This window comes from Bradyrhizobium diversitatis (assembly GCF_016031635.1).
GTDB classification, from domain to species: domain Bacteria; phylum Pseudomonadota; class Alphaproteobacteria; order Rhizobiales; family Xanthobacteraceae; genus Bradyrhizobium; species Bradyrhizobium diversitatis.
Genome location: NZ_JACEGD010000017.1, coordinates 46,554 through 59,437 on the forward strand (window position 1 = coordinate 46,554; position 12,884 = coordinate 59,437).

General features: G+C 66.1%; 10 protein-coding genes and 1 pseudogene. 7 read left to right on the forward strand and 4 right to left on the reverse strand.

What is annotated here, in order from left to right; genetic code table 11:
- Positions 1-7: 7 nt before the first annotated feature.
- Positions 8-1,144, reverse strand: coding sequence for a GGDEF domain-containing protein (locus H1B27_RS19555; RefSeq protein ID WP_197967173.1), 1,137 nt, complete (start codon positions 1,142-1,144; stop codon positions 8-10).
- Between the two features lie 174 nt (positions 1,145-1,318).
- Between H1B27_RS19555 and H1B27_RS19560 the strand changes: the two genes are divergently transcribed.
- The 3 genes from H1B27_RS19560 (at position 1,319) to H1B27_RS19570 (ending at position 5,916) form a co-directional block, all read left to right on the forward strand.
- Positions 1,319-2,194 carry a dihydrodipicolinate synthase family protein gene (locus H1B27_RS19560; protein ID WP_197967174.1) on the forward strand — a complete coding sequence of 292 codons (876 nt, stop codon included), beginning with the start codon at positions 1,319-1,321 and terminating at the stop codon, positions 2,192-2,194.
- 171 nt (positions 2,195-2,365) lie between these two features.
- Positions 2,366-3,466, forward strand: a complete 1,101-nt coding sequence (locus tag H1B27_RS19565) for a S1C family serine protease (protein ID WP_197967175.1) — start codon at positions 2,366-2,368, stop codon at positions 3,464-3,466.
- Positions 3,467-3,591: 125 nt separating this feature from the next.
- Positions 3,592-5,916: a xanthine dehydrogenase family protein molybdopterin-binding subunit gene (locus tag H1B27_RS19570; protein WP_061878943.1), complete on the forward strand. Its 2,325-nt coding sequence runs from the start codon at positions 3,592-3,594 to the stop codon at positions 5,914-5,916.
- 251 nt (positions 5,917-6,167) lie between these two features.
- Here H1B27_RS19570 and H1B27_RS19575 read toward each other — a convergent pair whose 3' ends face one another.
- From H1B27_RS19575 to H1B27_RS19585, 3 genes and pseudogenes are all read right to left on the reverse strand, one after another.
- Positions 6,168-7,364 carry an acyl-CoA dehydrogenase family protein gene (locus H1B27_RS19575; RefSeq protein ID WP_197967176.1) on the reverse strand — a complete coding sequence of 399 codons (1,197 nt, stop codon included), beginning with the start codon at positions 7,362-7,364 and terminating at the stop codon, positions 6,168-6,170.
- Between the two features lie 15 nt (positions 7,365-7,379).
- Positions 7,380-8,528: an acyl-CoA dehydrogenase family protein gene (locus tag H1B27_RS19580; RefSeq protein ID WP_061878945.1), complete on the reverse strand. Its 1,149-nt coding sequence runs from the start codon at positions 8,526-8,528 to the stop codon at positions 7,380-7,382.
- Positions 8,529-8,550: 22 nt separating this feature from the next.
- A pseudogene (locus H1B27_RS19585) lies at positions 8,551-9,252 on the reverse strand (enoyl-CoA hydratase); the annotation flags it as partial.
- Positions 9,253-9,410: 158 nt separating this feature from the next.
- On the opposite strand from H1B27_RS19585, the gene H1B27_RS19590 reads away from it, so the two are divergent.
- The 4 genes from H1B27_RS19590 to H1B27_RS19605 all read left to right on the forward strand — a co-directional run bounded on the left by H1B27_RS19590 (position 9,411) and on the right by H1B27_RS19605 (position 12,859).
- Complete coding sequence (locus tag H1B27_RS19590) at positions 9,411-10,019, forward strand: LemA family protein (protein WP_061878947.1); 609 nt, start codon at positions 9,411-9,413, stop codon at positions 10,017-10,019.
- Positions 10,020-10,151: 132 nt separating this feature from the next.
- Positions 10,152-11,066: a TPM domain-containing protein gene (locus H1B27_RS19595; protein ID WP_061878948.1), complete on the forward strand. Its 915-nt coding sequence runs from the start codon at positions 10,152-10,154 to the stop codon at positions 11,064-11,066.
- A gap of 5 nt (positions 11,067-11,071) precedes the next feature.
- The gene (locus H1B27_RS19600) at positions 11,072-11,569 is read left to right on the forward strand and encodes a TPM domain-containing protein (protein WP_061878949.1); all 498 of its coding nucleotides are present in this window, start codon (positions 11,072-11,074) and stop codon (positions 11,567-11,569) included.
- Positions 11,570-11,896: 327 nt separating this feature from the next.
- Positions 11,897-12,859 (forward strand): hypothetical protein, encoded by a 963-nt coding sequence (locus H1B27_RS19605; protein WP_061878950.1) that lies wholly within the window; start codon positions 11,897-11,899, stop codon positions 12,857-12,859.
- Positions 12,860-12,884 lie beyond the last annotated feature (25 nt).

A 12,884-nucleotide genomic window follows, 5' to 3' on the forward strand; every position in this document is an offset into this window, starting at 1 on the left:
GGCAGCTTCAGCCCGCTGCGCGTTCCAGCTCGGCGCCCTCATCCGACCAAGCGCAACGGCCGCCTCCGGCACGTTTCGCCGTATAGAGCGCACGATCGACCCTCTCCATGAGCTGCGACGTTGAGCCGGCGGTGGCCGCATCAGCGCTGACCAGAATGCCGGCGCTTGCGCCGATGCGGACCGGAATGTCCGTAAGCAAGAACGGCATCGAGAGATCGCGAATGGCCTGGCGGGCCAGCGCGAGCGCTTGGTTACAGCCGGCATCGCCTGAAGCAACCGGTTTGAGCATCATGAACTCGTCGCCGCCGAACCGTGCGGCTATGCCTGGATTGCCGATGCAGACCGACAGCCGCTCCGCCACCTGCCGCAACAGATCGTCGCCGACGTGATGGCCGTGGCGATCGTTGACCGGCTTGAAGCCGTCGAGATCGATGGCGATGATGGCGAAGTTTCCGCGGGTCTCCGCCAGCGCCTGGAAGAACGCGGCGCGGTTCGGCAATCCCGTCAGGAAATCGTGGGTCGCCTGGCGCGCCAGCCGGTGCTTTGCTTCGAGCCGCTCGACGAAGGCGGCGCTGAGATGCTTGGACGCCTCGCGCAATGTGAGCCAGAAGAACACCAGCATGATCGCGCCGAGCTTGTAGGCGAACTCGGGACGTAGCAGGCCGGCCAGGATGGTCGGCGTCAACAGCACCGCGGCAGTGGTCAGGATGATCCAGGGGCGGATCGCCGCGCGCGAGACCATGCCGACGCAGAAGGACATCGAAAGGCCGAACGCGATCCAGGCGCCGGGTCCGTCGTCGAGCTCGAGCGCGCGATACGACAACATGCCCAGCGCAAGGCCGAAGGCGGTCGCGCCGGCGCCGTAAAGCCCTTCCCAGCGGATCACGTCGGCATCGGAGAATTGCGTCGCGCGCGACTTGTAGCGGAACAGGGATGCGATCCGGACTGCGGCCGTGATGGAGATGAAGACCGAGATCACCGCATAGCCGGTATCGCCGCTCATGAGCGTCAGCGTGGCTGCACCGGTCACCGACGTGACGCCAATGGCGGACACCTGCGGAAGCGACGTGTACAGGAGATCCACGAGTTCGCGCCGGATGCGCGGATCGGGATGCAGGAATCTGGACAACATTGTCAGAGTCATGGCCGGCACCATCTCTGCTTGTTCCTAACAAGGGGTAGGGGAAGGGGCGCGAGACGATGTTGGTGCGCATCGTCCTTAAGAAGTGGTCAATGCACAGGCTTGCTGGCGATTTTGCCCCGTGTTAGCAGCGATCGAGGCGCGCCATGGCGGCCTGATGTCCCGAATGCACCTGACATGTCCGAATTCCACGGTGTCTTTCCCTATCTCGTCTCGCCCATCGATGCCGACGGCACGGTGCGGACCAATGTGCTGGCAAAACTCTGCGACGACCTGATCGGCGCCGGCGTGCACGGCCTGACGCCGCTGGGCTCGACCGGAGAATTCGCCTACCTCAACGCCGAGCAACGCACGGCGATCGTGCAGACCACGATCGAGGCCGCGCAGGGCCGCGTGCCCGTCGTTGCCGGCGTCGCCTCCACCTCGACGGCGGATGCGGTGGCGCAGGCAAGGGCCTGCCAGAGGCTCGGCGCCGCTGGCATCCTGGCAATCCTGGAAGCCTATTTCCCGCTCACTGACGCCCAGGTCGAATCCTACTTCCGCGCCATCGCTGAAGCCGTGGACATCCCCGTCGTCATCTACACCAATCCGCAATTTCAGCGTTCCGATCTCACCCTCGACGTCATTGCGCGCCTCGCCGAACATCCGCGCATCGGCTACATCAAGGATGCTTCGACCAACACCGGCCGGCTGCTCTCGATCATGAACCGCTGCGGCGATGCCTTGCAGGTCTTCTCCGCCTCGGCTCATATCCCCGCCGCAGTGATGCTGATCGGCGGCCGCGGCTGGATGGCGGGCCCGGCCTGCATCATCCCGCGCCAGAGCGTCGCGCTGTACGACCTCTGCAGGGCCGGCCGCTGGGACGAGGCCATGGCGCTGCAGCGCCGGCTGTGGCGCATCAACGAAGCCTTCGCCCGCTACAACCTCGCCGCTTGCATCAAGGCTGGGCTTTCGATCCAGGGCTACGACGTCGGCGATCCCGTCCCGCCGCAGGCGCCGCTCACGGCCGAGGCAAGGAAGGTCGTGGAAATGGCGCTGCGCGAGCTCACCTAGCTGTTTGGCACGCGGCAATATGCCCCGGCACCCGTGTATCAGCCAGAAAAGCCCTTACCTGCCCAACCGGGAAACTTCCGTTCGTTTGCGACGTTGCTGCGTAAGCCGGATCTGTCGCCCCATGCATATGTATCCCAAGGCCGTATTCAGCACTGAAGACGGTGATCACCGATGAATCGTCGCTACGCGATTGCCGCGGCAGCCTTGGCCGCCCTGCTGCTTGCCGTCACTGCCGCGAAGATCCTGCATGTCCCGATGCTGCATGTCCCATGGGCGGCGCCCTCCGCGCGCGCGGTCGAGCAGCGCGGTCCGCTGTCCGATGGCGAGAAGGCGACCATCGAGATCTTCGAGCGCGTGTCTCCTTCGGTCGTCCAGGTGGCGGTAAAATCCGCAGCCAATCCTCTCATGGGTGAGGAAGGCCAGGGCGGCTCTTCCGGCACGGGATTCGTATGGGATCGCGACGGGCATCTCGTGACGAACAATCACGTCGTCGCCAGTGGCGGCGAGATCGCCGTGCGCTTTGCCTCGGGAGAGGTGGCCGAGGTCGACCTCGTCGGCACGGCTCCCAATTACGATCTCGCCGTGCTGCGGATTCGCAGCGTGCGCGAGCTTCCGCCGCCGGTGGCTCTCGGCAGTTCGAGCGACCTGAAGGTCGGGCAATCCGCCTTCGCGATCGGCAATCCCTTCGGACTGGATCAATCGATGACGAGCGGCATTATCAGCGCGCTCAAGCGCAGGCTTCCGACCCATGGCGGTCGGGAGATTGCCAACGTCATTCAGACCGATGCCGCGATCAACCCCGGCAATTCGGGCGGACCGTTGCTCGACTCCGCCGGCCGGCTGATCGGCGTCACCACGGCGATCATATCGCCGTCCGGTTCGAACGCCGGCATCGGCTTTGCGGTCCCGGTCGACGTCGTGAACCGGATTGTGCCCGAGCTCATTCGCAACGGTCGCGTGCCGACACCCGGCATCGGCATCGTGGCCGCCGGCGAGGATGTTTCGACCCGGCTTGGCGTCGAAGGGGTGATCGTGGTGCGGACGGCCCCCGGCAGCCCTGCCGAGCGCGCGGGGATCCGCGGTGTCAATTTTTCGACCGGAGCGGTCGGAGACATCATCACCGCGGTCGAGGGCAAGCCGGTGCGGCGCCTCTCCGACCTGACCGATGCGCTCGAGCAGGCCGGCGCCGGGAAGACCGTTCGCCTCACTGTCAAGCGGGGCTCGGACATCCGTGACGTGAATATAGGCATCATCGACATCGATAGGTCCTAGCCGGCCGATCCGCGCCAGCAAAGGGCTCTGACGCGCATTGCAGATGTGCCAGGGCTCGGTTGTCTGGCCCGCAAAATCGGTTAAAACCGCCGCGGTCGTTTTCCGGATTTCGAGGACATAACGGAATGAACATTCTTCCCGGCAATTTGCGTTTCGGAGCGGGCCAGCCCGTCAAGCGTTTGGAAGACCAGAGGCTGCTCACCGGGAAGGGGCAATTCATCGACGACAAGCCGGAGGACGGCGCGCTGTGGCTGCACGTGCTGCGCTCGCCGCACGCCCACGCGAAGATCGTCTCGATCGACACCAGCGCCGCGGCCGGAATGCCCGGCGTCACCGCAATCTACACCGGCGCCGACCTCGTCAAGGACGACGTCGGCACCATCCCGACGCTGAACATCTTCAAGCGCCCCGACGGCAAGCCGATGACGGTGCCGCCGCGCCGGCTGCTCGCCCACGAGGTCGTGCGCCATGCCGGCGAGGCCGTGGCCGCAGTGGTGGCCTCGTCGCGGGTCGAGGCGCAGAGCGCCGCCGAAGCGATCGTCGTCGAATACGACGTTCAGCCCGCGGTGGTCGATCCCGTCGAGGCCGTAAAGCCCGGCGCGCCCGTGGTGTGGCCGGAGGCGCCCGACAACATCGTCGGCGCCATGAGCTATGGCGATGCGGCCAAGGTGGACGAGGCCTTCGCCAAGGCCGCGCACACCGTCGAGCTCGATCTCGTCAGTCAACGCCTCGTGCCGTCCGCGATGGAGCCGCGATCGACCATTGCCGAGATCGACAAGAAGTCCGGCCGTCTCCTGCTGCATGTGCAATCGCAGACGCCGGCGTCGACCCGCGACGTGCTGGCGGAAGCCGTGCTGAAGCGTCCGAAGGACAGCGTCCGCGTGCTGGTCGGCGACATCGGCGGCGGTTTTGGCCAGAAGACCAATCTCTATCCGGAGGACGGCATCGTGGCCTACGCCGCGACCAAGCTGAACAAGAAGATCCGCTGGCGCGGCGACCGCACCGACGAATTCGTCGGCGGCACCCATGGCCGCGATCTCACCTCCACGGCGTCCTTCGCGCTGGACGAGAAGGGCAAGGTGCTGGCCTATCGCGTCAAGTCGATCGGCTGCACCGGCGCGTACTCCTCGGGTGCGGCGAACATCATCCCGCTGGTGCTCGGGCCCTTCGTGCAGACCGGCGTCTACGATCTGCCGCTGGTGCATTTCGAGGTGAAGTCGGTGATGACCCATACCGCGCCGGTCGGCGCCTATCGCGGCGCGGGGCGGCCCGAGGCTGTCTTCATCGTCGAGCGCCTGTTCGACGCGGCTGCGCGAAAAATCGGCATGGATCCGCGCGCGATCCGCAAGGCCAACTACATCAAGCCGGCGCAGCTGCCATACACGAATGCGGCGGGCCAGGTTTACGACTCCGGCGCCTTCGCGCACATGCTCGATCGGGCCGTGACGCTCGCCGACTGGGACGGCTTTGCCGCGCGCAAGAAGGCGGCGAAGAAGAAGGGCCTGCTCTACGGCCGCGGACTGACCTCTTACATCGAGTGGACCGGCGGCCGCGCGCACACCGAGAAGGTCAGCCTGCACGCGACCTCGCAAGGGCGCGTCGTGCTGCATTCCGGCACCATGGCGATGGGGCAGGGCTTGCAGACCACCTACACGCAGATGATCTCCGACACGCTCGGCATTCCCATGGACAAGATCGACGTGGTCCAGGGCGACACCGATCTCGCCATGGGCTTCGGCAGCGTCGGCTCGCGCTCGCTGTTCGTCGGCGGGACGGCGGTCGCGGTTTCCTCCAATGATCTGATCCAGAAGGCGCGCGAGAAGGCCGCGAACGTGCTGGAGACCTCGGTCGAGGACATCGAGTATCAGGGCGGCATGCTCACCGTGGTCGGCACCGATCGCCGCATCAGCCTGTTCGATCTCGCCGAGAAGGAGAACGGCGCCAGGCTCAGCGTCGATTCCGAAGGCGAGGTCGACGGGCCGAGCTGGCCGAACGGCACGCATATCTGCGAGGTCGAGATCGATCCCGAGACCGGCGTCTCCAAGGTCGTGCGCTACACCACGGTCGACGACGTCGGCGTCGCCGTGAACCCGATGCTGGTCACCGGCCAAATCCATGGCGGCGTGGCGCAGGGCATCGGCCAGGCGCTGTATGAAGGCGTGTCCTACGATGCCGACGGCCAGCTCCTCACCGCCAGCTATCAGGACTACTGCATCCCGCGCGCCGACGACGTCCCGCCGATTGTGGTGACGCTCGACGACACCGCGCCCTGCCGAACCAATCCGCTCGGCGCCAAGGGCTGCGGCGAATCCGGCGCCATCGGCGGCCCGCCCTGCGTCACCAACGGCGTCATGGACGCGCTCGCCGAGCTCGGCATCACCCAGCTGAATACGCCGCTGACGCCGCAGAAGATCTGGCAGGCGATCCGGGAGGCCAAGGCGGCGGGTTAGTGTCGAGTTATCGCGCTGGCTGCTGCCACACACTCCGCTGTCGTCCCGGACAAGCGCGCCATAAGCGCGCGCCGATCCGGGATCCATAACCACAGGGAGTGGTTGTCGCGCGGAGTGATCAGTCCGAGTCCCCGTAACCACATCTTCCTGTGGTTATGGGTCCCGGATCTGCGCTCCGCCCTGGACAACGCTACGCGTTGCCAAGAGCTGCGCTTGTCCGGGACGACGCCGAGTGTGTAGCGTCAGCCCGGCTAAATCCCCAGCATCATCTTCGCGATGATGTCGCGCTGGATCTCCGACGTGCCGCCGAAGATCGTATAGGCGCGGCCGTTGAGATATTCCGGCATCACCGTCAGCATCTCCTCGGGCATCGCCGGCTCGTGGTTGAGCTTGTAGAGCGGGCGCATCGGCTCGACGGCGAGGGCGTCGTGGCCGATCACGTCGGCGCCCAGCCGCGTCACGGCCTGGCGGATCTCGCTATTGCGCAGCTTCAGGATCGACGACACCGCGCCGGGATTCTGCCCGGTCTGCAGCGCCGAGAGCACGCGCAGCTCGGTCATCTCCAGCGCGTCGATGTCGACCTCGACCTCGGAGATGCGCGTTGCGATGTCGGGGCTGTCGATGGCGCGGCCCGTGAGGTCGGACTCGGCGAGATCCGCGATCGCCTTCAGCCCCTCGCGCAGCTTGGCCGAGGCGATGCCCGCGCCGCGTTCGAACTCGAGCAGATATTTGCCGTAGGTCCAGCCCTTGCCTTCCTCGCCGACGCGGTTGGCGACCGGCACGCGCACGTCGTCGAAGAACACCTGGTTGACCTCGTGGTCGCCGCCGATTGTCAGGATCGGGCGCGTGGTGATGCCCGACGTCTTCATGTCGATCAGGATGAAGCTGATGCCGTCCTGCTGCCGCGGCCCATCGCTGGTGCGCACCAGCGCGAACATGCGGTTGGCGTGGTGGGCATGCGTGGTCCAGATCTTGGTGCCGTTGATGATGTAGTCGTCGCCGTCGCGCACCGCGCGGGTCTTCAGCGAGGCGAGATCGGAACCGGAGCCCGGCTCGGAATAGCCCTGGCACCAATAGTCCTCGCCGGAGAGGATGCGAGGCAGGTAGAAGTTCTTCTGCTCGGGGCTGCCGAAGCCGATGATGACGGGACCGACCATCTTCACGCCCATCACGTTGACATTGGGCACGCCGGCGCGCGCGCATTCGGTCTCGAAAATCCAGCGCTGTGCCGGCGTCCAGTCCGGCCCGCCATGTTCGACAGGCCAGCCAGGAGCCCCCCAGCCCTGGCGGTGCAACGCGCGCTGCCAGGCCATGCCGATGTCAGGGTCGGAGAACACCGACGGCGTCAGCGCCGTCGCGCGCTTCATCTCGTCGGTGAGGTTCTTGGCAATGAAGCCGCGCACCTCGTCCTGGAAGGCACGCTCCTCGGCATTGAACGAGAGATCCATGATGCGCTCCTTGTGTCAGGCCGGGACGGCCCTGCGGCTCAGCTCGGCGTGGCGGCCGTAGTGATGGGCGCTGCCGCCGAACAGCGTGTCGAAGGCGACGAGCCGCTTGAAATAGGCGCCGACCTCGAGCTCCTCGGTGACGCCCATGCCGCCATGGAGCTGGATCGACTGCTCGCCGATGAAGCGCGCGCATCTGCCGATCTTCGCTTTCGCGCCCGATGCCGCGCGGGCACGCTCGATCGGTGCAGCATCCACCTGCAACGCGGCCCGCAGCGCCATCGAGCGGGCCTCGTCGACCTGCATCGCCATGTCGGCGAGGCGGTGGCGGATCACCTGGTTGGCGGAAAGCGGCCGGCCGAATTGCTTTCGGATCTTGGTGTATTCCAGCGTCGTGTCCAGCAGCGTCTGCATGATGCCGACGGCTTCCGCACCCAATGCTGCCATGGCGCGGTCGACGGCCCATTCGATCGCCGGCAGAGCATCGCTGCCGTCACCGAGCAGCACGTCTTCCGGCAGATGCACGTCGAACAGCTCGATGTTGCAGGCACGTCCGCCGCCAAGACGCGGATAGTCGCTGATGACGAGGCCTGGCGTCGTCGCCTGCACGAGGAACAGGCCGATCCGCCCCGACGGTCCCCGATGGTCATGTATATGCGCGGAGACGATGATCTGGTCGGCGGCGTGTCCGTCGAGCACGGCGACCTTGCTGCCGGCGAGGCGCCAGCCTTGCGCCGTCTTGTTGGCGCTGGTCGTGACCTTGGCAAGATCGAACCGGGCCGCGCGCTCGGAATGCGCAAAGGCCAGCTTCAGTGATCCGTCCGCCACCTTGGGCAGGCTCGCCTGATTCTGCTCGATGGTGCCGCATCTCGCGATCAGCGCCGCGCCTAGCACCGCGGTTGCGACATAGGGCTCCGACACCAGCCCGCGACCGAAGGCTTCCATCAAGATGCCGATCTCGACCGCGCCGCCGCCGAGCCCGCCGAACTCCTCGGGAAGCGGCAGCGCCAGCCAGCCGAGCTCGGCGAATTGTTTCCACACCGACGGGCTGAAGCCGAGCGGGTCGTTCGCCATCTTGCGGCGGTGATCGGCATCGTAGCTCTCGGCCACGAAGCGGTCCGCGCTTTCGCGCAGCAATCTTTGTTCGTCACTCAGATTGAGGTCCATCGCGTCTACTCCGCGACCGCCGGCGGCTCACCGCTTCCTTGGTCAGCTTCAGAGCGAAGGACGGTTTTGTCGCGATCCGGCGCGCAAGCTCTAGCACGCGCGAAGACAATTCCGCGCGCGGCACGACCTGGTTGACCATGCCGAGCTGGTGCGCCTCCTGCGCACTCCAGCTGTCGGCCGTGAACAGGAATTCCTTGGCCTTGCGCGGGCCGAGCTCCCAGGGGTGCACGAACCATTCGACGCCGCAGACGCCCATGGTGACGACGGGGTCGCAGAACTGCGCATCGTCGCTGGCGACGATGAGGTCGCAGGCCCAGGCCAGCATCAGTCCGCCGGCGATGCACTTGCCATGCACCTCGGCGATGACAGGCTTGGCGAGGTTGCGCCAGCGCCGCGTGATCTGGAGATATATTTCCTGCTCGCGCGCGAAGCGGCCATGGGCGCCGGCTTCGGCGAAACCGCCCCAATGTCCGATCGGCGGAAAATCGACGCCTGCGGCATTCTTGCCGCCCGCGCGCAGGTCATGGCCGGACGAGAAGTGCGGCCCATTGCCGGCGAGGATGATGACCTTGACCGCATTGTCCTGCACCGCCGCGTCGAAAGCGGCATTGAGGTCGTATGTCATTTGCAGGTTCTGCGCATTGCGCGCCTCGGGCCGGTTCATCACGACCCGGACGATCGCCGGCTCCGGCCGTTCCACGAGGATGGTCTCGAACGAGCTCATCGCGTTTCCCCTGGCATTTCCGCTTTTGTTTTGCCGGAGTTGACTATGTCGGCCTGCGATAGGCAAGAGGCTTGCGTCAGGCGGCTGCTTTTCAAGCGCTCTGGCGTCTCGCGTGCTCGATCTGGTAGTTTGCGCCGGATTCCACCGGGAGAAATTTGATGCGCAAGATCCTGACCGTGCTGGCGGCGCTGGCCTCGCTGAGCCTGACCAATTGCGGCTACAATGCGATCCAGAGTGAGGACGAGCAGATCAAGTCTGCCTGGTCCGAGGTCGTGAACCAGTATCAGCGCCGCGCCGATCTCGTGCCCAACCTCGTCAACTCGGTGAAGGGCTTTGCCCAGCAGGAAAAGGACGTGTTGCTCGGCGTCACCAACGCCCGGGCCAAGGTCGGCAGCATCCAGGCGACGCCCGAGGTGCTGAACGATCCCGCCGCCTTCCAGAAATTCCAGGCCGCCCAGGGCGAACTCTCCAGCGCGCTGTCGCGACTGCTGGTCGTCACCGAGAACTATCCGCAGCTGAAGTCCGATGCCTTGTTCAAGGACCTGATGTCGCAGCTCGAGGGGACGGAGAACCGCATCACGGTGGCGCGCAACCGCTACATCAAGTCGGTGCAGGACTATAACGTCACCATCCGCTCGTTCCCGAGCAACCTCACCGCCATGATGTTCGGCTACAAGGAGAAGCCGAACTTCTCGGTCGAGAATGAGAAGGCGATCTCGACCGCGCCGAAGGTGGACTTCAACCCGGCTCCGGCTCCATCGAAGTAAGCGCGTTCGGCCCCGATGCGCATCCCACACACCGCTGTCATTCCCCGCGCAGGCGGGGAATCCAGTACGCCGCGGCTTCTCCGTATTCCGCTGGTGTCTCTGGAATACTGGATCGCCCGGTCAAGCCGGGCGATGACAGCGATGCTGTGGCGGGCTTGTTCGACGCTCGCTGCGCTTGTGCTCGCTATCGCGCTCTTCCTTGCCTTCACGCTCCCCACCCACGCCGACGTCGCCGTCCCCCAGCTCACCGGCCGCGTGGTCGATCAAACCGGCACGCTTTCTGGCAGCGACGTCGCTACGCTGTCGCAGAAGCTGCAGGACTTCGAGAGCCGCAAGGGCAGTCAGATCGCGGTCCTGATCGTCCCGACCACGCAGCCGGAGACGATCGAGCAATTCTCGATCCGGGTCGCGGAGGCCTGGAAGATCGGCCGCAAGAAGATCGACGACGGCGCGATCCTCGTCGTCGCCAAGAACGACCGGCATTTGCGCATCGAGGTCGGCTATGGCCTCGAGGGCGCGCTGACCGACGTCACGTCAAGGCGCATCATCGACGAGGTCATCACACCGAAATTCAGGACCGGCGATTTTGCCGGCGGCATCTCCGACGGCGTCGATCGAATGATCCGGGTGATCGACGGCGAGCCGCTGCCGGTTCCCTCGCGCAGCGTCAACTTCGCCCACAATCTGGACGATCTCGCGCCGCTCTTCATCGTGACGTTGTTCGCCTCGATCGGGGTTGGCGGATTCTTCCGGGCCGTGTTCGGGCGGCTGCTCGGCTCGCTGGCGGTCGGCGGCATCGTCGCGGCGCTGACTTGGCTCATTCTCGGCTCCTTCGCACTCGCCATGGCGCTCGGCGCTCTCGGCTTCGTCATCGGCTTCGTCGCCGACCTGTTTTCGGCGATGGCGCCGGGCACCGGGCGCTCGCGCGGCGGCTCCTGGTCGAGCGGCTCGTCGGGAGGCGGCTGGAGCAGTGGATCGTCGAGCAGCGGCGGCTTCAGCGGCGGAGGGGGCAGTTTCGGCGGCGGCGGCGCCTCGGGGAGCTGGTAGCGATCATGAGCATCAAGCGCATTGCCAGGCATCTCGTGCAGCATCATTGGCGGGCGAAGCAGATTTTCCCGCAAGCCGTGCTCGATCGCGTCGAGCAGGCGATCAAGCGCGGCGAGGCCGCCCATTCCGGTCAGGTCCGCTTCGTCGTCGAAGGCGCGCTTGACGGCGCGCCGCTGTTCCGAAACCAGCCGGCGCGCGAGCGCGCACTCGACGTGTTCTCGCATTTGCGTATCTGGGATACCGCGCACAACAACGGCGTCCTGATCTATCTGCTGCTCGCCGACCGTGACGTCGAGATCGTCGCTGATCGCGGCATTGATGCGAAGGTCGGTGCCGAAGGGTGGGAGAGCATCTGCCGCGCAATGGAGGCCGAGTTCAGGTCGGGCCGGTTCGAGCGCGGCGTGGTCGGCGGCATCGAGGCGGTGTCGCGCGAGCTGGCGCGGCATTTCCCGCCGCAGGGCCCGCAATCGAACGAGCTGCCGGACGCGCCGGTGGTGATGTGACGGACTGTGATCTGGGACTGCAGGTGGTGGCCCCTCCGTCGTAGTGACGATGTGGAGGCAGCGGGCATTCGCTCCATCGCGGTTACCCTGAGGCTCGAGCGCGACGAGGCTCGAAGGGCGACGGCCCGGGCGTTGCGCCGCCGTTCATCTTCCCCCGGTTACAAATTGTTTCACACCCGCCACGCCGGTTCCATTTTCCCGGCCCAATTCGGCCCCGGATCAATTCCTAAAGTTTCGGTAAGCGGGTCCGAAGGTAAGGATTTCGCAAGCAATGAAAGTTACCAAAAGGTCAATCCAGACTGGAGTATTTGAGCCGTGAGCGAACCAATGCCCGACCAGGCCGCCCAGGATTCCGGTGCTGCCGACGCAGCGCCGCAGGCCCTCGCGGCTGCCGCCGGTATCGACGCCCCCTCGATCGCCCCCGACCACGAGGCGCCGCCCAAGCCGGATCCGGTCAAGGCGGATGCTCCCAAAGTCGAGCCGCCGCGGATCGACGTGCCGAAACTCGAAGCGAAAGCCGAACCCGAGCCCGAGGCAAAGCCGGGCAAGCTGATCGTCATGGCGCCCTCGGACCGGTACTGGGACCGCGAGGACTTCGCCCCCCATGTGAAGGCGGACGAGCCGCGCGAGACCGGCGGCAAGCGCCGCTTGTCTGCGATGGCCGCGGTGGTGGCGATCGCCGCCAGCGTCGGCGCAATCAGCGGGGCGCTTGCGACCGCCGGCATGATGCGTTTCGCCGCCCCGGCCCAGGCGCCGGTGCAGGTCGCCGACACCAGCGCGCTGGATGCTTCGGTCGCCCGGATCGATGCCGACCTTGTCGCGCTGAAGGCCAATGTCGAGCAGAGCTCGAAAACCGGCGTCAGCCAGTTCAACCGGACCAACGACCGCCTCGACAAGCTCGAGAAGGCGCAGGCCGAGCCGCTGGCCAAGATCGCAAAACTGTCCGAGACCGTCGATAAGCTCCGCGCCACGCCGCCCGCAGCGTCCGCGCAGGCTGCAGCAGCTCCTGCCAGGGAGACCACCGGCTCGATCGCGCCGACCCAGGTTGCGACCGCCGCCGCGGCACCGGCGCCTGCCGCGCCCAAGACCGAGGTCGGGCGTCTGCCGACGATCGAAGGCTGGAGGCTGCGCAATGCCAGCAATGGCGGCGCGCTGATCGAGGGCCGCGACGGGCTCTACGAGGTCTATCCCGGCGATCCCATCCCCGGCGTCGGCCGCGTCGATGCGATCCGTCGTCAGGACGGCCGCTGGGTGGTCGTCACCAGCAGGGGCCTCATCGTGTCGCGCTGAGCGTTCGCTACCGACTTTCAAAAAG

Excerpts from the sequence above, each read along its gene's own strand:
- H1B27_RS19580 (WP_061878945.1), bottom strand. The coding sequence starts at position 8,528 with ATGGACCTCAATCTGAGTGACGAACAAAGATTGCTGCGCGAAAGCGCG.
- H1B27_RS19560 (WP_197967174.1), top strand. The coding sequence starts at position 1,319 with ATGTCCGAATTCCACGGTGTCTTTCCCTATCTCGTCTCGCCCATCGAT.
- H1B27_RS19575 (WP_197967176.1), bottom strand. The coding sequence starts at position 7,364 with ATGGATCTCTCGTTCAATGCCGAGGAGCGTGCCTTCCAGGACGAGGTG.
- H1B27_RS19600 (WP_061878949.1), top strand. The coding sequence starts at position 11,072 with ATGAGCATCAAGCGCATTGCCAGGCATCTCGTGCAGCATCATTGGCGG.
- H1B27_RS19570 (WP_061878943.1), top strand. The coding sequence starts at position 3,592 with ATGAACATTCTTCCCGGCAATTTGCGTTTCGGAGCGGGCCAGCCCGTC.
- H1B27_RS19565 (WP_197967175.1), top strand. The coding sequence starts at position 2,366 with ATGAATCGTCGCTACGCGATTGCCGCGGCAGCCTTGGCCGCCCTGCTG.
- H1B27_RS19590 (WP_061878947.1), top strand. The coding sequence starts at position 9,411 with ATGCGCAAGATCCTGACCGTGCTGGCGGCGCTGGCCTCGCTGAGCCTG.
- H1B27_RS19555 (WP_197967173.1), bottom strand. The coding sequence starts at position 1,144 with ATGACTCTGACAATGTTGTCCAGATTCCTGCATCCCGATCCGCGCATC.
- H1B27_RS19605 (WP_061878950.1), top strand. The coding sequence starts at position 11,897 with ATGCCCGACCAGGCCGCCCAGGATTCCGGTGCTGCCGACGCAGCGCCG.
- H1B27_RS19595 (WP_061878948.1), top strand. The coding sequence starts at position 10,152 with ATGACAGCGATGCTGTGGCGGGCTTGTTCGACGCTCGCTGCGCTTGTG.